20 protein-coding genes are annotated in these 24,042 nt (G+C 63.3%); 15 read left to right on the forward strand and 5 right to left on the reverse strand.

The genetic code is table 11. The annotated features are described in order from the left end of the window. Positions 1-60: 60 nt before the first annotated feature. The 5 genes from ABC383_RS27395 to ABC383_RS27415 all read left to right on the forward strand — a co-directional run bounded on the left by ABC383_RS27395 (position 61) and on the right by ABC383_RS27415 (position 8,790). Entirely contained in the window at positions 61-1,767 is a 1,707-nt protein-coding gene (locus ABC383_RS27395; RefSeq protein WP_413019080.1) for an NAD(P)H-dependent oxidoreductase subunit E, read from the forward strand. A 2-nt stretch (positions 1,768-1,769) separates the two neighbouring features. Next, on the forward strand, positions 1,770-4,664 hold the full coding sequence (gene fdhF, locus ABC383_RS27400; RefSeq protein WP_413019082.1) for a formate dehydrogenase subunit alpha: 2,895 nt from the start codon (positions 1,770-1,772) through the stop codon (positions 4,662-4,664). Continuing rightward, entirely contained in the window at positions 4,661-5,506 is an 846-nt protein-coding gene (locus ABC383_RS27405; RefSeq protein ID WP_413019084.1) for a formate dehydrogenase accessory sulfurtransferase FdhD, read from the forward strand. Before fdhF ends, ABC383_RS27405 begins: the two co-directional genes overlap by 4 nt. A 120-nt stretch (positions 5,507-5,626) precedes the next feature. Further along, positions 5,627-6,562, forward strand: coding sequence for a histone deacetylase family protein (locus ABC383_RS27410; protein WP_413019086.1), 936 nt, complete (start codon positions 5,627-5,629; stop codon positions 6,560-6,562). Between the two features lie 1,025 nt (positions 6,563-7,587). Next, positions 7,588-8,790, forward strand: a complete 1,203-nt coding sequence (locus ABC383_RS27415; protein ID WP_413019087.1) for an HPP family protein — start codon at positions 7,588-7,590, stop codon at positions 8,788-8,790. 61 nt (positions 8,791-8,851) lie between these two features. Here the strand turns inward: ABC383_RS27415 and ABC383_RS27420 are convergent, their stop codons facing one another. From ABC383_RS27420 to ABC383_RS27435, 4 genes are all read right to left on the reverse strand, one after another. Then, complete coding sequence (locus ABC383_RS27420) at positions 8,852-9,289, reverse strand: PAS domain S-box protein (RefSeq protein ID WP_413019089.1); 438 nt, start codon at positions 9,287-9,289, stop codon at positions 8,852-8,854. A gap of 87 nt (positions 9,290-9,376) precedes the next feature. After that, positions 9,377-10,645: a formyl-CoA transferase gene (gene frc / locus ABC383_RS27425; protein WP_413018588.1), complete on the reverse strand. Its 1,269-nt coding sequence runs from the start codon at positions 10,643-10,645 to the stop codon at positions 9,377-9,379. 68 nt (positions 10,646-10,713) lie between these two features. After that, a complete protein-coding gene (oxc, locus tag ABC383_RS27430) occupies positions 10,714-12,519 on the reverse strand; it encodes an oxalyl-CoA decarboxylase (RefSeq protein WP_413019091.1) in 1,806 nt (601 codons plus the stop codon). A 276-nt stretch (positions 12,520-12,795) separates the two neighbouring features. Continuing rightward, positions 12,796-13,725, reverse strand: coding sequence for a LysR family transcriptional regulator (locus tag ABC383_RS27435; protein WP_413019092.1), 930 nt, complete (start codon positions 13,723-13,725; stop codon positions 12,796-12,798). Between the two features lie 150 nt (positions 13,726-13,875). Between ABC383_RS27435 and ABC383_RS27440 the strand changes: the two genes are divergently transcribed. From ABC383_RS27440 to ABC383_RS27480, 9 genes are all read left to right on the forward strand, one after another. After that, on the forward strand, positions 13,876-14,211 hold the full coding sequence (locus ABC383_RS27440; RefSeq protein WP_413019094.1) for an HAD family hydrolase: 336 nt from the start codon (positions 13,876-13,878) through the stop codon (positions 14,209-14,211). Between the two features lie 61 nt (positions 14,212-14,272). Then, positions 14,273-14,605, forward strand: coding sequence for an HAD family hydrolase (locus ABC383_RS27445; RefSeq protein ID WP_413019095.1), 333 nt, complete (start codon positions 14,273-14,275; stop codon positions 14,603-14,605). Positions 14,606-14,828: 223 nt separating this feature from the next. Beyond that, positions 14,829-15,596 (forward strand): fumarylacetoacetate hydrolase family protein, encoded by a 768-nt coding sequence (locus ABC383_RS27450; protein WP_413019097.1) that lies wholly within the window; start codon positions 14,829-14,831, stop codon positions 15,594-15,596. 17 nt (positions 15,597-15,613) lie between these two features. After that, the gene (locus tag ABC383_RS27455; protein ID WP_413019098.1) at positions 15,614-16,624 is read left to right on the forward strand and encodes a 2-dehydropantoate 2-reductase; all 1,011 of its coding nucleotides are present in this window, start codon (positions 15,614-15,616) and stop codon (positions 16,622-16,624) included. Positions 16,625-16,846: 222 nt separating this feature from the next. Continuing rightward, the gene (locus ABC383_RS27460) at positions 16,847-17,041 is read left to right on the forward strand and encodes a hypothetical protein (protein WP_413019100.1); all 195 of its coding nucleotides are present in this window, start codon (positions 16,847-16,849) and stop codon (positions 17,039-17,041) included. Between the two features lie 28 nt (positions 17,042-17,069). Next, complete coding sequence (locus ABC383_RS27465; protein ID WP_413019101.1) at positions 17,070-17,807, forward strand: hypothetical protein; 738 nt, start codon at positions 17,070-17,072, stop codon at positions 17,805-17,807. 206 nt (positions 17,808-18,013) lie between these two features. After that, entirely contained in the window at positions 18,014-19,132 is a 1,119-nt protein-coding gene (locus tag ABC383_RS27470; RefSeq protein ID WP_413019103.1) for a Re/Si-specific NAD(P)(+) transhydrogenase subunit alpha, read from the forward strand. Positions 19,133-19,145: 13 nt separating this feature from the next. Beyond that, complete coding sequence (locus ABC383_RS27475) at positions 19,146-19,490, forward strand: NAD(P) transhydrogenase subunit alpha part 2 (protein ID WP_413019105.1); 345 nt, start codon at positions 19,146-19,148, stop codon at positions 19,488-19,490. A 5-nt stretch (positions 19,491-19,495) separates the two neighbouring features. After that, on the forward strand, positions 19,496-20,941 hold the full coding sequence (locus ABC383_RS27480) for an NAD(P)(+) transhydrogenase (Re/Si-specific) subunit beta (protein ID WP_413016327.1): 1,446 nt from the start codon (positions 19,496-19,498) through the stop codon (positions 20,939-20,941). Between the two features lie 259 nt (positions 20,942-21,200). On the opposite strand, the gene ABC383_RS27485 is transcribed toward ABC383_RS27480, so the two are convergent. Then, the gene (locus ABC383_RS27485; RefSeq protein ID WP_413019107.1) at positions 21,201-22,109 is read right to left on the reverse strand and encodes a LysR family transcriptional regulator; all 909 of its coding nucleotides are present in this window, start codon (positions 22,107-22,109) and stop codon (positions 21,201-21,203) included. 135 nt (positions 22,110-22,244) lie between these two features. Between ABC383_RS27485 and gcl the strand changes: the two genes are divergently transcribed. Then, positions 22,245-24,026 (forward strand): glyoxylate carboligase, encoded by a 1,782-nt coding sequence (gcl, locus tag ABC383_RS27490; RefSeq protein WP_413019109.1) that lies wholly within the window; start codon positions 22,245-22,247, stop codon positions 24,024-24,026. Positions 24,027-24,042 lie beyond the last annotated feature (16 nt).

A 24,042-nucleotide genomic window follows, 5' to 3' on the forward strand; every position in this document is an offset into this window, starting at 1 on the left:
GCCTTGTGACTTCATGGAAGAAGGCTTTAATTCATTAAACCCTGAGCTGGCTGGAAAACGATGAACAAGATAATCATTCCGATCGCGGTGCAAGGCGCAAGCAAACAGCGCAAGCGCCAGGCGCCCAAGGGCCGGCGGGTCGATCCGCAGGCCTTGTCCGAAGTGCAGGCGCTCCTGGGCGACATGCCGCGCCGGCGCGACCTGCTGATCGAGTGCCTGCACCTGATCCAGGACCGCCACCGCTGCCTGTCGACCCAGCATCTCGCCGCGCTGGCTCAGGAACTGCGCATGGCCCAGACCGAGGTCTATGAAGTCGCCAGCTTCTATCATCATTTCGACATCGTGCGCGAAGGCGATGCCGTCCCGGCCGCGCTGACCGTGCGCGTCTGCGACGGCATCGCCTGCGAACTGGCCGGCGCCGGCGAACTGATCGAGCGCCTGCCCGCCATCCTGGGCGCCGACGTGCGCGTGCTGGCCGCGCCCTGCGTCGGTCGCTGCGAGCAGGCGCCGGTGGCCGTGGTCGGCCAGAAGCCGATTCCGCAAGCCCAATGCGAGACCGTGCAGGCCGCCGTGCAGGCAGGCGAAGTCCTTGACACGCCCGCATCCGGCTATCTCGACCATGCCGGCTATCTGCAGCAGGGCGGCTACCAGCTGCTGCGCCAGTGCCTCTCCGGCGAGCGCAATGTCGACAGCGTGCTGGCCACGATGGAATCGTCCGGCCTGCGCGGCCTGGGCGGCGCCGGCTTTCCGGCTGGGCGCAAGTGGCGCATCGTGCGCGCCGAGGCCGGCCCGCGCCTGATGGCGGTCAACATCGACGAGGGCGAGCCCGGCACCTTCAAGGACCGGGTCTATCTCGAAACCGATCCGCACCGCTTCCTCGAAGGCATGCTCATTGCCGCCTGGGCCGTGGGTATCGAGGACATCTACATCTACCTGCGCGACGAGTATCACGGCTGCCGCGCGCTGCTGCAGCGCGAGCTGGCGGCCCTGCAGGCCCAGCCGCCGATGCCCGGCATGCCGCGCATCCAGCTGCGCCGCGGCGCCGGCGCCTATATCTGCGGCGAAGAGTCGGCCATGATCGAGTCCATCGAAGGCAAGCGCGGCATGCCGCGGCTGCGCCCGCCGTACGTGGCCCAGGTCGGCCTGTTCGGCCGGCCCACGCTGGAGCACAACTTCGAGACGCTGTACTGGGTGCGCGACATCCTGGAAAAGGGCGCGGACTGGTTTGCCTCGCATGGCCGGCATGGCAGGAAGGGCCTGCGCTCGTACTCGGTGTCGGGCCGGGTGAAGAACCCGGGCGTGAAGCTGGCGCCGGCGGGCATCACGATCCAGGAGCTGATCGACGAATACTGCGGCGGCATGCAGCAGGGCCATGCCTTCTATGCCTATCTGCCGGGCGGCGCATCGGGCGGCATCCTGCCGGCGACGATGAACGACATTCCGCTGGACTTCGACACGCTGCAGCCGCATGGCTGCTTCATCGGCTCGGCGGCGGTGGTGGTGCTGTCGGACGCCGACAGCGCCAAGGGCGCGGCGCGCAACCTGATGCGCTTTTTCAAGGACGAGTCGTGCGGGCAGTGCACGCCGTGCCGCGTGGGCACGGCCAAGGCGCTGACGCTGATCGAAAAGCCAGTATGGGATGTGCCGCTCTTGGCGGAGCTGTCGCAGGTGATGCGCGACGCCTCGATCTGCGGCCTGGGCCAGGCCGCGCCGAATCCGGTGGACTGCGTGGTCCGCTACTTCCCCCATGAACTGACCGGGAACTGAACATGAATGCCATTACCCGTAATGAAATTGCCCAGCTCGACGCGCCCGTGGTCGAGTTCACGCTGAATGGCCAGCCTGTCACTGCCTTTGCAACCGACACCATCATCGAAGTGGCTGACCGCGAAGGCGTATCAATCCCGCGGCTGTGCTACAAGCCCGGCATGGACCCGGCCGGCAACTGCCGTGCCTGCATGGTCGAGATCAATGGCGAACGTACGCTGGCGCCGTCCTGCTGCCGCCGCCCCACGCCCGGCATGCAGGTCAGCACCGACAGCGAGCGGGCGCAGCATTCGCAGCGCATGGTGCTGGAACTGCTGCAGTCGGACATGCCGGAAGCCGATTACACCCTGCACAATGAAGTCGATGAATGGGCCGAGGAACTGGCGGTAGGCAAGCCGCGCTTCGAGCCGCGGGCACGTGTCGCGCCCGACCTGTCGCACCCGGGCATTGCGGTCAATCTCGACGCCTGCATTCAGTGCACCCGCTGCGTGCGCGCCTGCCGCGACGAGCAGATGAATGACGTGATTGGCCTGGCGCTGCGCGGCCAGGCGGAAAAGATCGTCTTCGACATGGACGACCCGATGGGCAACTCCACCTGCGTCGCCTGCGGCGAATGCGTGCAGGCCTGCCCGACCGGCGCGCTGATGCCGGCTCGCGAGGCCGCGCTGTCGGTGCCGGACAAGCAGGTCGACTCGGTCTGCCCGTATTGCGGCGTCGGTTGCCAGCTGACCTATAACGTCAAGGACAACAAGATCCTGTATGTGGAAGGCCGCGACGGCCCGGCCAACCATGGCCGGCTGTGCGTGAAGGGCCGCTATGGCTTCGACTATGCGCATCATCCGCATCGGCTGACCGTGCCGCTGATTCGCCGCGAAGGCGTGCCTAAGACCGGCGACTTCACGATGGACCCGGACCGGGTGATGGACGTGTTCCGCGAAGCCACCTGGGAAGAAGCACTGGATTTTGCCGGCGGCCGCCTGCGCGACATCCGTGACACTCATGGCAAGGGCACGCTGGCCGGCTTCGGTTCGGCCAAGGGCAGCAACGAGGAAGCTTACCTGTTCCAGAAACTGGTGCGCACCGGCTTTGGCAGCAACAACGTCGACCACTGCACACGCTTGTGCCATGCCTCCTCGGTGGTGGCGCTGCTCGAAGGGATCGGCTCGGGCGCGGTGTCCAATCCGGTAATGGATGTGACCAAGGCCGAAGTCATCGTGATCATCGGCGCCAACCCGACCGTGAACCATCCGGTGGCCGCCACCTGGATCAAGAACGCGGTGGCCAATGGCAGCAAGCTCATCGTCTGCGACCCGCGCCGCACCGACCTGGCACGCCATGCCCATCGCGTGATGCAGTTCAAGCCCGATACCGACGTGCCGATGCTCAACGCAATGATGCATGTGATCGTCGAGGAAGGGCTGGTGGACCAGGCCTTCATCGAGAGCCGCACGATAGGCTACGAGGAGCTGAAGGCCAACGTGGCGGAATACAGCCCGGAGAAGATGGCGCCGATCTGCGGCATCGATGCCGAGACGCTGCGCTATGTGGCGCGGCTGTATGCGACCTCGAAGTCGTCGATGATCCTGTGGGGCATGGGCGTATCGCAGCATGTGCATGGCACCGACAATGCGCGCTGCCTGATTGCGCTGGCGCTGATGACGGGTCAGATCGGCCGTCCAGGCACCGGCCTGCATCCGCTGCGCGGGCAGAACAATGTGCAGGGCGCGTCTGACGCCGGCCTGATCCCGATGATGTATCCGGACTACCAGCATGTGTCCGACCCGGCGGTGCAGGCCAGCTTCGAGCAGGCCTGGAAGCTGCCTGCCGGTACGCTGGACGGCAAGCCTGGCCTGACCGTGGTGGAAGTGATGCATGCCATCAAGCATGGCGATATCCGCGGCATGTATGTAATGGGCGAAAACCCGGCCATGTCCGACCCCGACGCCAACCATGCACGGGAAGCGCTGGCCGCGCTGGACCACTTGGTGGTGCAGGACATCTTCCTGACCGAGACCGCCTACCTTGCCGACGTGATCCTGCCGGCCACGGCCTTTTCGGAAAAGACCGGCACCTTCACCAACACCGACCGCCTGGTGCAGATGGGACGCCAGGCGATCGACCCGCCGGGCCAGGCCAAGCCTGACCTGTGGATCATCCAGGAACTGGCGCGCCGCATCGGGCTGCAGTGGGACTATGGCCATGTATCGGAAGTCTTCGATGAAATGCGCCATACCATGCCCAGCATCGCCGGCATTACCTGGGAGCGGTTGGAACGCGACAATGCGGTGACCTATCCCTGCCGCAAGGAAGGCGATCCGGGAGACCCGGTCGTGTTCATCGACAGCTTCCCGCGTGAATCGGGGCGGGCGCGCTTCGTGCCGGCCGACATCATTCCTGCGGCGGAACGGCCGGACCATGACTATCCGATGGTGCTGATCACGGGCCGCCAGCTGGAGCACTGGCACACCGGCAGCATGACCCGGCGCGCAACCGTGCTGGACGCGCTGGAGCCGGACCCGGTGGCGCTGGTGCATCCGCTGGACCTGGCGCAGATGAATGTCCTGCCCGGCGACCTGATCACGATCGAGTCGCGCCGCGGCAAGGTATCGCTGTATGCACGCGCGGATGAAGGCTCGCCGCGCGGCGGCGTGTTCGTGCCGTTCTGCTATTACGAGGCGGCGATCAACCGGCTCACCAATGCCGCCCTGGACCCCTTTGCCAAGATACCGGAGTTCAAGTACTGCGCGATCCGGATCACGCCGGGCGGCGAGGCGCCGGCTCAGAGCAGCTATGGCGGTGGACAGGCGCTGGAAGCGGTGGAAACCAACCGGCAGGGCCGTCCGCTTGAAGGAATGCTGGTCCGGAACCGGGAAGCGGATCCGCTTTCACTGATATGAAGCATCTTCCCTTCCTGTCCAGCGCCGCTGCGACGCTGACCCACGACATCGAGGTGCTGGACGAGCGGGGCAGGGCCAGCACCATCGCGATACCGGCCGAGCGGCCGTTGACGGTGTATGTCGACAAGCGCGAACTGGTGACACTGATGACGCTGGGCGGCGCGCCCGAGGCGCTGGTGCTGGGCTACCTTCGTAACCAGCGGCTGGTGAAGGACATATCGGAAATCCGTTCGGTGCAGGTCGACTGGTCGGTCGATGCAGTGGCCGTCACAACGGTGAAAGGCATTGCCGATATCGAGGAGCGTACCGCCCGCAAGGTGGTCACCACCGGCTGCGGCCAGGGCTCGGTGTTTGGCGGCCTGATGGATGAAGTCGACCGCATCGTGCTGTCGCCGCATGCCCGCCTGCGGCAGTCGGTGCTGTACAGCATCGTCAATACGATACGGCTGCAGCAGTCGATCTACAAGCAGGCCGGCTCGGTGCACGGCTGCGCGCTGTTCTCCTCAAGCGGCGAACTGATCTATTTCGTCGAGGATGTGGGCAGGCATAACGCGGTGGATGCAATTTCGGGGCTGATGTGGCTCGATGGCATCGATGGTGATGACAAGGTGTTCTATACCACCGGCCGGCTCACTTCCGAGATGGTGATCAAGGGCGCGCAGATGGGCATTCCCTTCCTGCTGTCGCGCTCGGGGACGACCGAGATGGGGCACATGGTGGCGCAGCAGTTGGGCATGTCGCTGCTGACCCGTTGCACCGGCAAGCACTTCCTGCTGCTGACCGGGAAGGAAAGAATGGTGTTCGAGCCCGAGCTGCTGGAGCTGGCTGCGCATGCCCATTGACACACGCGTTTTCCGTTTTCGCCGGCCAGCAGCGGGGCCAGCCGCGCCGGCGCCGGATGTTCTGGCCCTGTTAGCTGAAAGGAGGCAATGTCGGCTGCGCGAGCGCCGGCATGAATCGCCATGACCACACGTATCTATACCCATGCCGCGTGCATGGAACACAAGCCGGGCCCGGGGCATCCCGAATCGCCGGAGCGCCTGCGCGCGGTGCTGGCGGCGCTGAAGGCGCCGGGCTTCGAAGCCCTGCAGTGGCAGGATGCGCCGCTGGGGACGCGGGAACAGGTGGCGCTGATCCACGACGCCGATTTCATCGACCAGATCATGGACAATGCGCCGAGCCGGGGCTACCTGGTGCTGGACGGCGGCGACACCGTGATGTCGCCCGGTTCGCTGGAAGCGGTGATGCGCTGCGTTGGCGCTGCCTGCGCAGGCGTCGATGCCGTCATGGCCGGCGAAGTGGACAATGTCTTCTGCGCCACCCGGCCATGCGGCCACCATGCCGAGCCGGACCGTGCAATGGGCTTCTGCGTCTTCAACCAGGCCGCGATCGCGGCGGCGCATGCAGCCGAGCGCCATGGCCTGTCACGGGTCGCCGTAGTGGACTTCGATGTTCACCATGGGAACGGCACCCAGGCCGCCTTCTTCAACAAGCCGGGCATGTTCTACGCGTCGAGCCATCAGTCGCCGTTCTACCCCGGCACCGGGAGCCGCAATGAAACCGGCGTCGACCACAACATCGTGAACTTGCCGCTGGCGCGCGGCTGCGACTCTGCCCAGTTCAGGGCAAGGAGCGAGGCCGAGATCCTGCCGGCATTGCGCGACTTTGCACCGGAATTCCTGATCATTTCCGCCGGCTTCGATGCCCACCACCTGGACCCGCTGGCCGCGCTCGAACTGCAGGACGACGATTTTCGCTGGATAACCGATGAGCTGATGCGGATTGCGGATGCCAGTTGCAAGGGCCGCGTCGTGTCGATACTGGAAGGGGGATATAGCATGGAAGGGCTGGCCAACGGCACAGCCGCGCATGTGCGGCGCCTGATGGCTGCGGCTTAGCCCGCCCATGAAAGGCTGGGAGCGATGTCGGGGAACATGCCGGCATCGAATGCGATCAGACGTTTGTAGTCAGACATTAGATTAAAGGAGACGATCATGGCGGCATGTCCGAAATGCAATGGCAGCGGCATACTTCAGTGTCACAGATGCAAGGGGACAGGGAAGGTCGCGAAGGAAAACAGCGAGGCGATCGTCAACATGGCACCCGGCGCCAACCCGGAACCGGTCAGGTGTCCTTCCTGCCACGGTGTCGGCACCGAGCCCTGTTCGCGCTGCGACGGATCTGGCGTGGTTCACTGCTAGCGGGCATTCGGCCGCAAGGCGCAGCGGTCGCAGTTTTCGCCTGCAGGCATGAGCCGAAAGAGCAGCAAGCCAGCACTGGTCCATCGAGGTTTGTGCCCAATAGAGCGCTTTTGGCCTGCCTAACTTGTCGATACCGGCCAGTGCCCCGGCACTGCGTTGCGGCTCTTCGCCGTAGCCCGCTACGACTCATCCCCACGCTTGCAGCGCGCGTCTGCGCTTGCAGGCGCAGACCGGTAGGCAGGCGCAAAGCAGTGCTTTGCGAAACCCCTGTCTACCCCTTGTTCCAGGGCCACTGCCTCGGTTTCGCCTAAGCCAGGCAGGCCAAAAGCACTCTACTCGGGCACGGTAAGGCCCACGCTTTCCCGGCGTGGGCTTTTTGCTTGCCGCCGCACGCTGCTGTCGCGGTCAGGACCCGTTTGCCGCCAGCAGGAGCAGCGGACATTGGCCAATTTTTTCATGCTTGACCATGGTCAATGTGACAAACAGCCCTGTTTTCATACAATGATTTCCGCCAGCGAAGGGAAACGGCCGCACCTCGCTGGGCGACGCCCGCGTTCCAGCTAAGGGTGCGTAACCGCGAAACTCGCGGACTGCAACGGCCGCCAACGCAACCTGCCGCTGCCTGTGCGCAGGATTTCCATCGGCGACAAGCTGCGGCCGGGCGGCACGACATCTTCAACTCGTCCGCGAGCGGCTGACGCCTGTTTTTTCGAAGAATACGAATGAAAATCGAATTCCTGTCCAGCCTTCTGCCCGCTCCGGGAACGACTGACCGCTTTGAACGGATGCGCGCCTGCGCAGGCGCCTTGTTCGGCCTCATCCTTACCGGCCTGTGCACCTATGCGGTCCTTCCCGATCCCGCCAATGCCATGCTGCTGATAGCGCCGATGGGCGCTTCTGCCGTGCTGCTGTTTGCCGTGCCGGCCAGCCCGCTGGCGCAGCCCTGGTCCATCATCGGCGGCAATCTGGTCGCCGCCTTCATCGGCGTGACCTGCGCCAAGCTGATCGGCACGCCGCTGCTGGCCGCCGCACTGGCCGCCTCGCTTGCCATTGGCGCCATGTTCATGTTGCGCTGCCTTCATCCGCCCAGCGGCGCGGTGGCGCTGACCGCGGTGCTGGGCGGTCCCGCCATCCATGCAATGGGCTACCAGTTCATCCTCTATCCGGTTGCACTGAATTCGCTGCTGCTGCTCGGCACGGCGCTGTTCTACAACAATGCCACCGGCCGGCGCTATCCGCATCGGGTGCAGGCCGACCCGGCGACCCGGCACGAGACCAGGGACCCGATCCCGACCGCTCGCCTTGGCATCACGAGCGAGGATCTGGACGCCGTGCTGGCGCGCTACAACCAGGTGCTCGACATCAGCCGTGAAGACCTGCAGGCCATCCTGGTCGAAACCGAGATGCAGGCCTATCAGCGACGCTTCGGCATCACCCGCTGCGCCGACGTGATGTCGCGCGACGTGCGCAGCGTCATGTTCGGCAGCGAGCTGCAGGAGGCGTGGGACATGCTGCACAAGCACCGGCTGACTGCGCTGCCCGTGACTGATCGCGGCAACCGCGTGGTGGGCATCATCACGAAGGCGGACTTCATCGCCCATGCCAGGGCCGACCGGTACGCGCTGCTCGGGCGCGGCATGAAGCGTCTGCTTCAGCCGATACGCCATACCCATTCAATCAAGCCTGAAGTCGTCGGACAGATCATGCACACGGACGTGCGTACTGCCTATCAGGAACAGCCTGTGGTCGAGCTGGTGCCGCTGATGTCCGACGCCGGCCTGCATTCCATTCCCGTCGTGGACGAGGAGCGCCGGCTGGTTGGCATGATCACCCAGTCCGACATGATCGCGACCCTGTACGAGAAGAACCTTGGCGCGCCAGTGCGCGGCGCCAGGCTGGCCGCGATATCGGGTTCAGGACGCTGATCCTCCGTTGCATAAAAGAAAACGCCCGCTTGCCGCGGGTGTTTGTTTTCCAGGCTGCTCTTCACACTGCCTGCTTCTGGCCTGCTTCCAGTTCCGCAATGCGCTTGCGCATGTCGCGTTCATCCGTCCAGCGCTGAGTTTCATCACGCACGATGGCAACGATGGCCGACACCTGGTGGTCCGGCGTGTAGAGCATCGCCACCGTGAAAGCAATCGATAGCGGCCGTCCTTCCTTGTGCAGGGCGGGCACCCGCAGCAGGTCGTGGCCATAGCGGGTCTGGCCGGTGTCCATGGTCTTGTGATAGCCGTCCCAATGACGCTGGCGCTGGCGTTCCGGAATGATCAGGTCGAGCGACTTGCCGATGGCTTCCTCTTCGCTAAACCCGAATATCCGCTCGGCTGCTGCATTCCAGAAAATGATGTTGCCAGCGGCGTTTGCCACCACCACGCCGTCGCCTATGGCCCTGAGCAATTGTTCGAAGTCGATCGATGCCTCCATGATTCCTTCCCTTTGTACTGATCAAAAAAAACGTCCGGCCCCTTGTCGGAAGCCGGACGCGATTCCGGAATTAAGCCAGGAAGCTGCTTAGACCGCCTTGGCCTCGTGCATCGCGGCGATCTGCTGCGAGCTGTAGCCCAGCTCTTCCAGCACTTCGTCGGTATGCTGGCCCAGCAGCGGCGAGGCCGTCACTTCCGGCTTCAGGTCGGAGAACTTGATCGGGCTGCCGATGGTGTAGTACGAGCCGCGCACCGGATGCTGCACTTCCACGATCGAGCCCGACTTGCGCAGCGACTCGTCCACCAGCAGTTCCTTCATCGACAGCACCGGCGCGCACGGAATGTCGAACTTGCGGAACACGTTCACCGCCTCGAACTTGGTCTTGTCCTTGATGAAGTCCTCGATCGTGGCAAAGATCTCGTCGATGTGCGGCTGGCGTGCCTTCGGCGTGGTGTAGGCCGGGTCGGTCTTCCATTCCGGCTTGCCCAGCGCGTCGCAGATCGGCTCCCACGCATGGCCCTGCACCGTGAAGTAGATGTACGCGTTCGGGTCGGTCTCCCAGCCCTTGCACTTCAGGATCCAACCCGGCTGGCCACCGCCGCCGGCATTGCCGCCACGCGGCGTGACCTTGTCGGCAAACGCTTCCATCTCGTGCGGATACTGCGGATACTCTTCCAGATAACCCACCCGCTCCAGGCGCTGCTGGTCGCGCATCTTCACCCGGCACAGGTTCAGCACCGCATCCTGCATCGACACCGCCACCTTCTGGCCCTTGCCCGTCTTCTGGCGGCCGATGTAGGCCGTCAGGATGCCGATGGCCAGGTGCATGCCGGTGTTGGAGTCGCCCAGCGCCGCCGCCGAGATGGTCGGCTCGGAGTTCTCGCCCTTCCACCAGCCGGTGGTCGAGGCCGCGCCGCCGGCGCACTGCGCCACGTTCTCGTAGACCTTCAGGTCTTCATAGTGGTGGCCCTCGGAGAAGCCCTTGACCGAGGCCAGGATCATCTTCGGGTTCAGCTCCTGGATGCGTTCCCAGGTAAAGCCCATGCGGTCCAGCGCGCCGGGGCCGAAGTTCTCCACCATCACGTCGGACTCGCGGATCAGCTTCTCCAGCACTTCCTTGCCTTCCTGCTTCTTGGTGTCCAGCGTCAGCGAGCGCTTGTTGGAGTTGAGCATCGTGAAGTACAGCGCGTCGGCATCGGGGATGTCGCGCAGCTGGCTGCGGGTGACGTCGCCGGCGCCCGGACGCTCGACCTTGATCACGTCGGCGCCAAACCAGGCCAGCATCTGGGTGCAGGCCGGGCCGGCCTGGACGTGGGTGAAGTCGATGATCTTGAGGCCTTGCAGTGGTTTGTCCATGTGTCTTTCTCCTTGTTGGTCTCGGTTGTTCCCGGATGTTCTCGGATGTTCTTCGATACGTTGCGTGCTTACTTCTTCTTGGCCGCGCTCTGCGGGTTCAGGTGCGTGATGCGCCCGCTCTCGGTGCCGGCCTTTTCATCGATGACCACGTTGATCAGCGTGGGCCGGCCTGAGCTGATGCCCTGCGCCAGCGCCGCCGACAGTTCCTCGGGCGTGTTCACGGTGGAACCCTCGCCGCCGAATGCCTGCATCAGCATGTCGTAGCGCGCGCCCTTGACGAACACGGTGGGCGCCGGATCGGCGCCGCCGGTAGGGTTGACGTCGCAGCCCTTGTAGACGCCGTTGTTGTTGAAGATCACCACCGTCACCGGCAGGTTGTAGCGGCAGATGGTCTCGACTTCCATGCCCGAGAAGCCAAAGGCCGAATCGCCTTCCAGCGCCACCACCGGCTGGCCGCTGGTGACGGCCGCGCCGATCGCATAGCCCATGCCGATGCCCATCACGCCCCAGGTGCCGGAGTCCAGGCGCTTGCGCGGCACGGACATGTCGATCACGCTGCGCGCCAGGTCCAGCGTGTTGGCGCCTTCATTGACGAGATAGACCTCGGGCTTGTCCTTCAGCACATCGCGCATGGCCGACAGCGCGGTCATGAAGTTCATCGGCGCGGACTTGGCCGACAGGGTCTTGGCCATCTTGGCGATGTTGGCGTCGCGCTTCTCGGCAATGGCGCCGGTCCAGCCGGCATCGGGCTTGTCGAAGCCGGTCTGGTCGATGGCGGCCAGCAGCGCCGAGACGGTGGAGCCGATGTCGCCGGCCAGGGGCGCGTCGATGGGCACGTTGGAATCCATTTCCTGTGCCGAGATATCGATCTGCACGAAGGTCTTCTGGGCCCAGTCCTTGTGGTCCTTGCCGCCCCAGGTCGGGCCCTTGCCATGCGAGAGCAGCCAGTTCAGGCGCGCGCCGATGAGCATCACGCAGTCGGCTTCCTTCAGCGCATAGGAGCGGGCGGCGATGGCGGCCTGCGGATGGTTGTCGGGCAGCAGGCCCTTGGCCATGGACATGGCGAGATAGGGGATGCCGGTGCGCTCGACGAAGGCGCGGATGTCGGCGTCGGCCTGGGCGTAGGCTGCGCCCTTGCCGAGCATGATGACCGGGCGCTTGGCCTTCTTCAGCACGTCGAGCGCCCGGGCGATGGCGTCGGGCGCGGGGATCTGGGCCGGCGAGGGGTCGACGACTTTCACGATGGAGCGCTGGGCGGCGGCGGCTTCCATGGCCTGGCCGAGCAGCTTGGCGGGCACGTCGAGATAGACGCCGCCGGGACGGCCGGAGACGGCGGCGCGGATGGCGCGCGCCACGCCGATGCCGATGTCCTCGATATGGTTGATGCGGTAGGAAGCCTTGACATAGGGCTTGGCGGCATTGAGCTGGTCGAGCTCTTCATAGTCGCCCTGCGCCAGGTCGACGATCTCGCGCTCGGAAGAGCCGGAGATCATGATCATGGGGAAGCAGTTGACGGTGGCATTGGCCAGCGCGACCAGGCCGTTCAGGAAGCCTGGGGCCGAAACGGTCATGGCGATGCCGGGCTTCTTGGTGAGGTAGCCGGCGATGGCGGCGGCGTTGACGGCGTTGGCTTCATGGCGGAAGCCGATGAAGCGAAAGCCCTCGGCCTGCGCCAGGCGGGCCAGGTCGGTGATGGGGATGCCGACCAGGCCGTAGATGGTCTCGACGTCATTGGCTTTCAATGCGTCGAGCAGCACGTGGAAGCCGTCGGTCTGCTCGGCTGGCTCGGCGCCCTGCGCCTGCCCTGCCTGCTGGCTCTGCTCGCGCAGCAGCGTGCTCTCGTCGGTCTCGGTCGTTTTCAGTACTGAAGACATGCTTGCTCCTGTGGGATTCGGTCGAAAATTTGGCGCGCTCGATAAGGTCGAGCACTGGTGGTTCGCAGGCTATTCTTGAACGCATGCCCGTGTCGACTCGTCGGTGCAGGCCTTGCACTTGCTGCCTGCATGCCCCGATTAAGTAGCCGCATCATAGCGATGAGGGCATTTCCTTCTCATTGACCGAGGTCAATTTCCACAAGATGAATAAATTGGCAGCTTCCCGCAGGCAGCATCGTGGCCTGTAGGCAGCAAAAGCTGCTGCCCGGCATGTCTTCAGCGGCCGGGCGCGTAGCCGATGAATCGCTGTATCAGGGCTGCACCGTCGCTCATCAGGAAATCGCGGAAGGCCTGTGCCACCGGAGGCAAGCGCTTGCCGCGGCGATGCACCACGTACCAGTTCAGCATCATCGGAAAGCCCTGCACATCCAGAACTGTGAGACTGCCCGCCTGCAACTCCAGGCTGATCGTATGCGCGGACAGGAAGCTGATGCCCATGCCGGCAATCACTGCCTGCTTGATGGTCTCGATGCTCTGGATTTCCATCGCGATGTTCAGGTCGTCGATGTGCTGGCCAAAGCTTTCCACCATCGAGTTCCAGGTGTCGGAACCCTTTTCCCGGACCACGAAAGGCTCGCGCTTGATCATTGCCATCGTGATCCGCTTGCGCTTCGCATACGGGTGGTCGGGCGGCGCCACGATGACGTAGGGATGCGGCGCGAACGCTTCATTCAAGGTATCCATGTCTTCTGGCGGCCTGACCATGATCGCCAGGTCGGTCATGTTGTTGGCGATATCACCCAGCAGCTTTTCCCGGTTGTGAACGCTGAGGTTGAGCGTTACGCCGGCATGCCGCCGCGCGAATTCAACCAGCAGGCGTGGGAAAAAATAGTCGCCCGCGCTGATCACGGCGACATTGAGCTTGCCTCCTGTGACGCCCTTGAATTGGGTGAGCGCTTCTTCCGCTTCCTCGAACTGACGGATGATCTCGCGGCTATAGCGCAGCAGCTCCTCGCCGGCAGGCGTGAGGTAAGTGCGCTTGCCAAGATGCTCGAACAGCACCAGGCCGACATGGCCTTGCAGCGTCTTGACCTGAGTCGATACGGCCGGCTGCGTCAGATGCAGTTCTTCAGCGGCACGCGAAAAACTGAGGTGACGCGCCACCGTTTCGAAGATTTTTAACTGGCGCAGGGTGGCGTTCTTCATAGCGGGCCAAGTCCATGTATAAATGATACGTAATCATTATGCATAAAAACTTTAACTATACCTAATGCATTGCTGCCTCTACGATGCGCTTCAACGACGTCGACATCGCGACGTTTCCCATAACGCATTGCAGATTACAAGGAGCAAGCCATGACCGATATCACTTGCAGCAACGTTGCCATGCCTACCCCTGTAGAGGTGCAACGCAGCGCCTACAACGCCGCCTTCTACGAACTGGGCCTGCGCTGGCACTGGGATGCCGACATCTACCATGCGCCGATTCCGCGCGACGAAGAGCGTGCGCATATCCGCCGCTATATCGAGAGCCACCAGCCGCATCTGCTGACGGCTTACGACGTCGATTTCCTGGTCGACGCGATCCAGGCGGCAAAGGACCGCCGGGTCGAGCTGATTCTCGCCTGTGGCCGCCAGGATGCCTGCATGGTCGACTGGGCCGAAGTGCACAAGCACGAGATCGGCATCTGACACCGTTGCCGCCGGGCCTGTGCAGGCCACGGCTTGAACAGCATTCAATAAGGAGACTTCGATGTTTGCATCTCACATCAGCGACACCACGGCGCAGGACGCCGCCGACATCCACCGCAGTGCCTACAATGCGGCGTTCCATGAACTCGGCCTCAGATGGCACTGGGATGCAGACCATTACGAAAGCGCGCTGCCGGCCAGCCAGGAAAAGGCCCATCTGCTTTCCTATCTACGTAACCACCAGGCGCATCTGCTCAAGGCATATGACGCCGAATTTCTGGTCGACGCCATTACCACGGCCAAGGGCCGCTGCTACGAGACGCTGCTGGGATCCGGCCGCGCCAGGCCCAACGTCAACTGGGCCGAAATGCAGCAGCCGCAGGTCGGCCATTGAGACGACGCCTGTCCACCGCCGCCTCACGGTAAGGAAATTTGGAAACTTAACCGTGGTCAAGGCACTGGACAGGGCCTTCTCACACAATAAAAGCATGCTATTTCATGCCTGGGCCTGTCGCAGCGGACCCTGAATCCGCTCCGCGCCCAGCACCATCATAAGGGAGAGCGCATCGCCTCAATGCCATGCGCGGCGCTCTGCCGACTCATAAGGGGACAATCAAATGATTCAACGCTGGCTGCGGTTTCAGCATCAAGGTCAAGTCTGCTTCGGTACGCTGGAAGGCGAAAAGATCCGGATCTTCGAGGGCGACATGATGGTCGATCCCATCCCGACCGATCTATCGACGACGATGAACGACGTCAAGCTGCTCACTCCGGTTGTGCCGGGCAAGGTGATCGCCCTGTGGAACAACTTCCATGCGCTTGGCCGAAAGCTCGAACTGCAGCCGCCCAAGGAACCGCTTTACCTGATCAAGTCTTCCAACTCCTATCTCAATCCCGGCGAGACCATCAGGAAGCCGCGCGATGAAGGCAAGGTGGTCTATGAGGGCGAGCTGGGCGTGATCATCGGCAAGACCTGCAGCGACGTCGCCGAGGAAAACGCCCTGGATCATGTGTTCGGCTATACCTGCGCCAACGACGTCACCGTGGCCGACATCATCCAGCGCGACCCCACCTTTCCCCAGTGGGCGCGCGCCAAGGGCTTTGATACCTTCTGTCCGTTCGGCCCGGTGGTTGCCACTGGCCTCGACCCCGCGATGCTGGTCGTGCGCACCATGCTCAACAGCGAGGTCCGGCAGGACTATCCGGTCAATGACATGGTGTTTCCGGTGCAGAAACTGGTCAGCATGATTTCTCGCGACATGACGCTCTATCCCGGCGACATGATCCTGTGCGGCACGTCTGTCGGCGTAGGCTCGATGAAGCCTGGCAGCATCGTCGAAGTCGAGATCGGCGGCATAGGAAAGCTGCGTAACCGTTTCGAGTAGACCATGGGGTAAAAGCAATGAAGATAGCAATCATAGGGGCAGGCGCCATCGGCGGCTATGTCGGCGTGAAACTCGCCCTGGCAGGGGAGGACCTGACGTTCATCGTCAGGGGCGCCAACCTGCGAGCCATACGCAGCAACGGCATGAAGCTCATCATGCAGGATGGCTCCGAGCATGTCGCGTCCAATGTCAAGGCAACGGATAGCTACAGCGAGGCGGGCGTGCAGGATCTTGTGATCCTGGCGTTGAAGGCGCATCAGCTCGATGCGGTGGCGGATGAGGTCGGCAAGCTGGTTGGGCCGGATACCGCCATCGTGACGATGCAGAACGGCATCCCGTACTGGTACTTCCACAAGCATGGCGGCGAACTGGAAGGCCGCCAGGTACAGACGGTCGACCCGACCGGCACACTGGCCCGCAAGATCCCGGTGGAGCAGGTGATAGGCTGCGTGGTCTATCCCGCTTCGGAGCTGATCGCGCCGGGCGTGGTGCGCCACATTGAAGGCGACCGTTTCCCGCTTGGCGAACTGGACGGTTCCGTCAGCGAGCGCGTGACCAGGATATCGGAATGCTTTACCAATGCCGGTTTCAAGGCGCCGGTGCTGGACAATATTCGTTCCGAGATCTGGCTCAAGCTCTGGGGCAATCTGACGTTCAATCCCATCAGCGCATTGACGCATTCCACCCTGGTGGATATCTGCCAGTTCCCGCTGACCCGCGACCTTGCCGCCAACATGATGACGGAGGCGCAGGCAATCGCCAACAAGCTCGGCATCGAGTTTAGGGTCACCCTGGACAAACGTATCGCCGGCGCTGAAAAAGTGGGCAAGCACAAGACTTCCATGCTGCAGGATGTGGAGGCCGGGCGCGAGTCGGAAGTGGACGCATTGGTCGGCTCCGTGGTTGAACTCGGGCGGCTTACCGATACGCCGACACCCCATATCGATACGGCTTATGCGCTGGTGAAGCTGCTCGATCGTACGGTGGCGGAGGAAGCAGGGCAGGTCCGCCTGCAAAAGGCGGCATGAGGAGGCCCGCGGCAAGCTGAGCAGGCCCGATATCGGCGGCAATTGTTGCCGCCGCAAGCAGACCAGTATCCTTTCTGGAAACTGGTCTTTTTTTTGCCCGGCCCGCAAGGACCGATTGCCATTTCCCCGCGCTGCAGTTGCGCGAAAATTGACCGCAGTCATTTGTAATCGAAACATCGGCGTCGATACTGAAAGCGTCAATGAACGACGTCGAGGTGGATCATGAATGCTTTTTCAAACGGACGCATTGTCGAGACCGAGCGCACCGTCTATCAGTTTTCGAGCGAGTCGCGGGCACGGGAGTTTCTGCGTTATGCCCGCACCGTGGGCGAGGTAGCGGCCGCCGGCAAGGTGACGCCGGTTGCGAAGAACAAGAAGGACCATTCGGCACCATGCCAGTTCTTGCGCATGCATTAAAGAAACCGCGTCGACCTTCGGCCCGCCAATGACCGCGATGCTTGCCAGCCTGCAGTGCAAGGAGAAAACTGTACCGCGCAAAAGAAACCGGCTGGCGGGGCGCATCTCGGTGCTGGGGGAAGAAGGCGTGTCCGCACAGCTTGTCTGGCGACGCGGCAGCCATGATGACAGCCGCGTGGCAGCCAGGCTGTTTGCGGAGCTGTGCAGCAAGGGTTATCACGCATTTGCCGTCAGTGGCGGACATAGCGCCCGGCGCATCGATGGTTTCAGCCCTGCCCTGGGCGATGTGATATTGACGCCGGGGCACGGTGAGAGCTGGGAGGATTGTGATGTTGCGGCATGGCAGGCTTCTGTCATGGATGCGCAAGGGTTGCTACGGTCGGCGCTCGCGTACATAACGGGAAGAAAGCCTGCCGCAGGGGGCGCTTCGGCAACGAAGCAGGACTCGAAGCGGCGCGGCGAACGGCAGGCATTGTGCATGCTGCTTGGCATGCTCAGTGATGCCCAGCGGCGCAGCCTGCGCGAGTGCGCCTGCTTCGATGTATGCGGCGCCGCAAGCGGCACCGTGTACCGGTTAATGGCACAAGGGCGGGCAGAGATTGACCAGCTTGACCAGGAAGGAGCGGTGCAATACCGGCTGCAGATGTCAGCGGCATGCATGCTGCCACCGCATACGGCGCTGCTGGTCCATGCGCTGCATCTGCAGGATCCGGAATCCGAGCATGCTTATCTGAGCGGCGCCACGTTTGCGGCTGACAGGAATTAGAGCGCGCCCCAGGAAACATCGCCGGTGCCATGCGCCGGCTTGATGTCTGGTGTGCATCGTCCGCGCCTGCATGGGCAGCCAAGCGTCGCCGCGCCAAGGCAGTCAGGCGACTTGCGTCCTTCCTGCGAGCGTTGCAGATGGAGTGCGGCTGCCGGGCCTTGGCTAGCGCCTGCGTAAAGGTTTTACTTTAATTACAGGAAGATTGTATGCGTATAGGCATTCCCATCGAAACAAGGGAGGGGGAGACGCGCGTCGCCGCCACCCCCGAGACCGTCAAGAAGCTGGTGGCGGCCAAACATGAGCTGGTGGTGGAGGCCGGCGCCGGCATCCGCTCCAGCGTGACCGACGAGGCCTATGCCGTCGCCGGCGCCCGGATCGGCAGCGCGGCCGATGCCTTCGGCGCCGACATGGTGCTCAAGGTGCGTGCCCCCAACCCCGAGGAACTCGGCCTGCTGCGCCCCGGCACCGTCGTCATCGGCATGTTGAATCCCTTCGACGCCGAGAACATCGCCGTCATGGCCCAGCGCGGTCTCTCCGCCTTCGCGCTCGAAGCCGCGCCCCGCATCACCCGCGCCCAGAGCATGGACGTGCTGTCTTCCCAGGCCAACATCGCCGGCTACAAGGCCGTCATGCTCGCCGCCAATACCTACCAGCGCTTCATGCCCATGCTCATGACCGCCGCCGGCACCGTCAAGGCCGCCCGCGTGCTCATCATGGGCGTGGGCGTGGCCGGCCTGCAGGCCATCGCCACGGCCAAGCGCCTCGGCGCCGTGATCGAAGCCTCCGACGTGCGCCCGCCGGTCAAGGAACAGGTCGAGTCGCTGGGCGCGAAGTTCATCGACGTGCCCTTCCTCACCGACGAGGAGCGCGAGATCGCCCAGGGCAGCGGCGGCTATGCCCGCCCGATGCCGGCCGACTGGATGCGCCGCCAGGCCGAGCTGGTGCATGAGCGCGCCAAACAGGCCGACATCATCATCACCACCGCCCTGATTCCCGGCCGCCGCGCCCCGGTGCTGATCGGCGAAGACACCGTCAAGGCGATGAAGCCCGGCTCGGTGATCGTCGACATGGCCGTCGAGCAGGGCGGCAACTGCCCGTTGTCGGAGCTGGGCAAGACGGTGACCAAGTATGGCGTGCACATCATCGGTGAGCCCAACCTGGCCACGCTGGTCGCGGCAGACGCCTCGGCGCTGTATGCGCGCAATGTGCTGGACTTTTTGAAGCTCATCGTCGACCAGGACGCCGGCCTTGCCATCAACCGGGAAGACGAAATCGTTGCTGCCACGCTGCTGTGCCACGGCGGCGACATCCTTCGCAAACAATAAGGTCGGAGACATCATGGAAGTCAGTCACACCATCATCAACCTCATCATCTTCGTGCTGGCCATCTACGTCGGCTACCACGTGGTCTGGACGGTCACCCCGGCGCTGCATACGCCGCTCATGGCCGTCACCAATGCGATCTCGGCCATCATCATCGTCGGCGCGATGCTGGCGGCCGGCCTGACCGAGGGCCGGCTTGGCCAAATCATGGGCGTGCTGGCCGTGGCGCTGGCCGCGGTCAATGTGTTCGGCGGCTTTCTGGTGACCCAGCGCATGCTGGAGATGTTCCGCAAGAAGGAGCCCAAGGCGGTCAAGACGGCAGAAGCCGCGCCGGCGCTGGCCAAGGAGGGCGCGAAATGATGAACATGGCCTTCGTATCGATGAACCTGGTGACAATGCTGTACCTGATCGCATCAGTGTGCTTCATCCAGGCCCTGAAGGGCCTGTCGCATCCGTCCACGGCGCGCCGCGGCAACACCTTCGGCATGACCGGCATGGCCATTGCCACGCTCACGACCATCATGCTGATGATCAAGCTGCAGCAGGAAGCCGCGTCCGGCACCGGGCTGGGCATGTGGGGCGTGCTGGTGGGCGTGGTGGCCGGCGGCGTGATCGGCGCGACCCTGGCCAGGCGGGTCGAGATGACCAAGATGCCGGAACTGGTGGCGGCGATGCACTCGCTGATCGGCCTGGCGGCAGTGGCCATTGCGGTGGCGGCGGTCTCCGAGCCCTGGGCCTTCGGCATCTCGGCGCACAACCAGCCGATCCCGATCGGCAACCGCATCGAGCTGTTCATCGGCACCTTCGTGGGCGCGATCACCTTCTCGGGCTCGGTGATTGCGTTCGGCAAGCTGGCCGGCAAGTACAAGTTCCGGCTGTTCCAGGGTGCGCCGGTGAGCTTTCCGGGGCAGCACATGGTCAACCTGGTGCTGGCGGTGCTGATGATCGGGTTGGGCATCGTGTTCACGATGACGCAGGACTGGACGCCCTTCATCCTGATGACGGCGATCGCCTTCGTGCTGGGCGTGCTGATCATCATCCCGATCGGCGGCGCGGACATGCCGGTGGTGGTGTCGATGCTGAACAGCTATTCCGGCTGGGCGGCGGCGGGCATCGGCTTCTCGCTGAACAACTCGATGCTGATCATTGCCGGCTCGCTGGTGGGGTCCTCCGGCGCGATCCTGTCCTACATCATGTGCAAGGCGATGAACCGGTCGTTCTTCAACGTGATCCTGGGCGGCTTCGGCGGCGAGGCAGCGGCGGCGGGCGGCGGCGCGCAGCAGCAGCGCAACGTGAAGTCGGGCTCGGCGGACGATGCGGCCTTCCTGATGGGCAATGCCGAGACGGTGATCATCGTGCCGGGCTACGGCCTGGCGGTGGCGCGGGCGCAGCATGCGTTGAAGGAGCTGACCGAGAAGCTGACCCACAAGGGCGTGACGGTGAAATATGCGATCCACCCGGTGGCGGGGCGCATGCCGGGGCACATGAACGTGCTGCTGGCCGAAGCCGAAGTGCCGTACGACCAGGTGTTCGAGATGGAGGACATCAACAGCGAGTTTGGTCAGGCCGACGTGGTGCTGGTGCTGGGTGCCAACGACGTGGTGAATCCGGCGGCGAAGGACCCGAAGTCGCCGATCGCGGGCATGCCGATCCTGGAGGCGTACAAGGCCAAGACGGTAATCGTGAACAAGCGTTCGATGGCGGCGGGCTATGCGGGCCTGGACAACGAGCTGTTCTACATGGACAAGACCATGATGGTGTTTGGCGATGCGAAGAAGGTGATCGAGGACATGGTCAAGGCGGTGGAGTAGGCGTCTTCTTCAAGAAAAAACGCTGGTCCGCAAAACGGGCCGGCGTTTTTGTTTGTAGACCTGGTAGGGTGAAATACCCCGGGGGCTTCCACCGGACCGTCGACCAGCGCCGGGCGGTGGATCAGGGGCATTAGCTACCGTCCGGTTCTTGCAGGCATGGTGCAATGCCCTTCGGGGATTGCACCCTACGGAATTCGAGCCATTCGCAATTGCTTCGACAGCGCATGCCGATGCGGCCAAGCCGACGCTTATGCCAGCCTCACACGCGCAGCCAGTAATCCGGCTGCGCGTATTTCTGCTTCAGCATGTCGATGAACAGCCTGACCCGGATCGGCAGATGCCTTTGCTGCGGATACACCGCCATGATGTCGTAATCCGGCAGCGCGAACTCATCCAGCACGGTGATCAACTGGCCGCTGGCAAGCTGGGACTGTATCTCCCATGTGGAGCGCCAGCCCACGCCCAGGCCTTCGCTGGCCCAGCTGTGCAGCAGCTCGCCGTCATTGCAGTCGAGATTGCCGTCTACCTTGACCGTCACCGGCTTGCCCCCTTTCTGGAAATACCAGCCGCGGTTCTGTCCGCCCTGAAGGTTGAATGCCAGGCAGTTGTGCTTGGCCAAGTCTTCCAGCGTGGTTGGCGTGCCATGGCGCGCGAAGTACTCGGGCGTGCCGCATACCACTCGCCGGTTGCTGGCAAGCTTGATAGCCACGAAGCTCGGGTCGATAGTGCCGCCGATGCGTACCCCGAGGTCGTAGCCTTCGCGCACAAGGTCGACGACCTGGTCGGTGAGGTTGAATGAGAGCCTGACTTCGGGATTGGTGCGCACGAATTCCGGCGCGTGCGAGGCCACATGCTTGCGCCCGAAGGCGGCTGGCGCGGAAACCACCAGATGCCCGGTGGCCTTGTGCCTGCCTTCCGCGATCGTCTGTTCCGCCTTGTCGAGATCGCTCAGCAAGCGTATGCATTGTTCCAAGTAGGCATTGCCTTCTTCGGTCAGCGTCAGATGCCGCGTGGTACGGTGCATCAGCTTGACGCCCAATCGCTTCTCAAGTGCATCGATGCGCCGGCCCAGCATCGCGGGACTGATCTTCTGCGCAAGGCCGGCGCGTGCCAGGCTGCCTTTCTCGGCGACCTCGATGAACGTTTCGATCTGCTTTAGCTTGTCCATGGCCGAGGATTGTTCCATACCGTGAGTATCGAGTAAAGCGACGTTTCGTCGTCTTATCGCGACGTGCCTTTATGGCTACCATGCCTTTCAGTGATTTTCGATTTCGCATGCAAGCTAAAACATTGGAGACTAATCATGGCAAGGATGACGGCAGCACAGGCAGCGGCTCACGTGCTTGAGAAGGAAGGCATCACCCAGGTGTTTGGCGTACCGGGCGCCGCAATCAATCCGTTTTATGCGGCAATGAAAAAGCAGGGCGGCATAGCGCATCATCTCGCGCGCCACGTTGAGGGCGCGTCCCATATGGCTGAGGGCTATACCCGTGCCGTGCCCGGCAACATCGGGGTGTGCATAGGCACTTCTGGTCCAGCCGGAACCGACATGATCACCGGCCTGTATTCCGCACAGGCCGATTCGATCCCGATCCTCTGCATCACCGGCCAGGCGCCACGCGCCCGCCTGCACAAGGAAGACTTCCAGGCCGTCGATATCGAATCCATCGCCAAGCCGGTAACGAAATGGGCAGTCACCGTGCGCGAGCCGGCGCTGGTGCCACGCGTGTTCCAGCAGGCCTTTCACCTGATGCGCTCAGGCCGCCCGGGCCCGGTGCTTATCGATCTGCCATTCGATGTGCAGATGGGCGAGATCGAATTCGATCCCGACACCTACGAGCCGCTGGAAGTCTACAAGCCGAAAGCCAGTCGCGCACAGATCGAGAAGGCGCTCGCCATGTTCAACGAAGCCGAGCGGCCGCTGATCACGGCCGGCGGCGGCATCATCAATGCCAATGCATCCGAATTGCTGGTGGAATTTGCCGAGCTGACCGGCGTGCCGGTCGTTCCTACCCTGATGGGCTGGGGCGTGATTCCGGACGACCACCGGCTGATGGCCGGCATGGCCGGCCTGCAGACCAGCCATCGCTATGGCAACGCCACCATGCTGGCGTCGGACTTTGTGCTGGGCATAGGCAATCGCTGGGCCAACCGTCACACCGGTTCGGTCGACGTCTTCACCAAGGACCGCAAGTTCGTTCACGTCGATATCGAGCCCACCCAGATTGGCCGCGTGTTCGGCCCGGACTATGGCATCGTCTCCGACGCGGGCGCCGCGCTGAAGCTGTTCATCGAAGTGGCAAGGGAATGGAAGGCACAGGGCAAGCTGCGTGACCGCAGCGCCTGGGTCGAGCAGTGCCTGCATCGCAAGCGCACCATGCAGCGCCGCACCCATTTCGACCAGGCGCCGATCAAGCCGCAACGGGTTTATGAAGAGATGAACAAGGCATTCGGCCGCGACACCTGTTATGTCAGCACCATCGGCTTGTCGCAGATCGCAGCAGCGCAATTCCTGCACGTGTACAAGCCGCGGCACTGGATCAACTGTGGACAGGCGGGCCCGCTGGGCTGGACCATCCCTGCTGCGCTGGGCGTCTGCGCCGCCGATCCGCAACGCAAGGTGGTCGCCATTTCCGGCGACTACGACTTCCAGTTCATGATCGAGGAACTTGCCGTTGGCGCCCAGTTCCACCTGCCGTATCTGCACGTGGTGGTCAACAACTCCTATCTTGGCCTTATCCGGCAGGCGCAACGCAATTTCGACATGGACTTCTGCGTGCAGCTCTCCTTCGAGAACATCAATGCGCCGGAACTGAACGGCTACGGCGTCGACCATGTCGCGGTCGTCGAGGGCCTGGGCTGCAAGGCGGTGCGTGTCACGCAGCCGGATGACATCCCGGCCGCATTCGAGCAGGCCCAGAAATGGATGGAGGAATTCAGGGTGCCAGTGGTGGTGGAGATCATCCTGGAGCGCGTGACCAATATCGCCATGGGCACCGAGCTGAACAACGTCAATGAATTCGAAGAGATCGCGACCGAGCGCCGGCATGCGCCAACCTCCGCGGTGCCATTCGAAGACGCATGAAGGACAGGAGACTAAT

It is taken from the genome of Noviherbaspirillum phoenicis, from assembly GCF_047237965.1.
Classification (GTDB): domain Bacteria; phylum Pseudomonadota; class Gammaproteobacteria; order Burkholderiales; family Burkholderiaceae_D; genus Noviherbaspirillum_A.

Coding starts and splice junctions, on each gene's coding strand:
- ABC383_RS27440 (WP_413019094.1), top strand. CDS start 13,876: ATGACCGATATCACTTGCAGCAACGTTGCCATGCCTACCCCTGTAGAG.
- ABC383_RS27455 (WP_413019098.1), top strand. CDS start 15,614: ATGAAGATAGCAATCATAGGGGCAGGCGCCATCGGCGGCTATGTCGGC.
- ABC383_RS27485 (WP_413019107.1), bottom strand. CDS start 22,109: ATGGACAAGCTAAAGCAGATCGAAACGTTCATCGAGGTCGCCGAGAAA.
- oxc (WP_413019091.1), bottom strand. CDS start 12,519: ATGTCTTCAGTACTGAAAACGACCGAGACCGACGAGAGCACGCTGCTG.
- frc (WP_413018588.1), bottom strand. CDS start 10,645: ATGGACAAACCACTGCAAGGCCTCAAGATCATCGACTTCACCCACGTC.
- ABC383_RS27420 (WP_413019089.1), bottom strand. CDS start 9,289: ATGGAGGCATCGATCGACTTCGAACAATTGCTCAGGGCCATAGGCGAC.
- ABC383_RS27445 (WP_413019095.1), top strand. CDS start 14,273: ATGTTTGCATCTCACATCAGCGACACCACGGCGCAGGACGCCGCCGAC.
- ABC383_RS27415 (WP_413019087.1), top strand. CDS start 7,588: ATGAAAATCGAATTCCTGTCCAGCCTTCTGCCCGCTCCGGGAACGACT.
- ABC383_RS27395 (WP_413019080.1), top strand. CDS start 61: ATGAACAAGATAATCATTCCGATCGCGGTGCAAGGCGCAAGCAAACAG.
- ABC383_RS27405 (WP_413019084.1), top strand. CDS start 4,661: ATGAAGCATCTTCCCTTCCTGTCCAGCGCCGCTGCGACGCTGACCCAC.
- fdhF (WP_413019082.1), top strand. CDS start 1,770: ATGAATGCCATTACCCGTAATGAAATTGCCCAGCTCGACGCGCCCGTG.
- ABC383_RS27470 (WP_413019103.1), top strand. CDS start 18,014: ATGCGTATAGGCATTCCCATCGAAACAAGGGAGGGGGAGACGCGCGTC.
- ABC383_RS27475 (WP_413019105.1), top strand. CDS start 19,146: ATGGAAGTCAGTCACACCATCATCAACCTCATCATCTTCGTGCTGGCC.
- ABC383_RS27460 (WP_413019100.1), top strand. CDS start 16,847: ATGAATGCTTTTTCAAACGGACGCATTGTCGAGACCGAGCGCACCGTC.
- ABC383_RS27410 (WP_413019086.1), top strand. CDS start 5,627: ATGACCACACGTATCTATACCCATGCCGCGTGCATGGAACACAAGCCG.
- ABC383_RS27435 (WP_413019092.1), bottom strand. CDS start 13,725: ATGAAGAACGCCACCCTGCGCCAGTTAAAAATCTTCGAAACGGTGGCG.
- ABC383_RS27450 (WP_413019097.1), top strand. CDS start 14,829: ATGATTCAACGCTGGCTGCGGTTTCAGCATCAAGGTCAAGTCTGCTTC.
- gcl (WP_413019109.1), top strand. CDS start 22,245: ATGGCAAGGATGACGGCAGCACAGGCAGCGGCTCACGTGCTTGAGAAG.
- ABC383_RS27465 (WP_413019101.1), top strand. CDS start 17,070: ATGACCGCGATGCTTGCCAGCCTGCAGTGCAAGGAGAAAACTGTACCG.
- ABC383_RS27480 (WP_413016327.1), top strand. CDS start 19,496: ATGGCCTTCGTATCGATGAACCTGGTGACAATGCTGTACCTGATCGCA.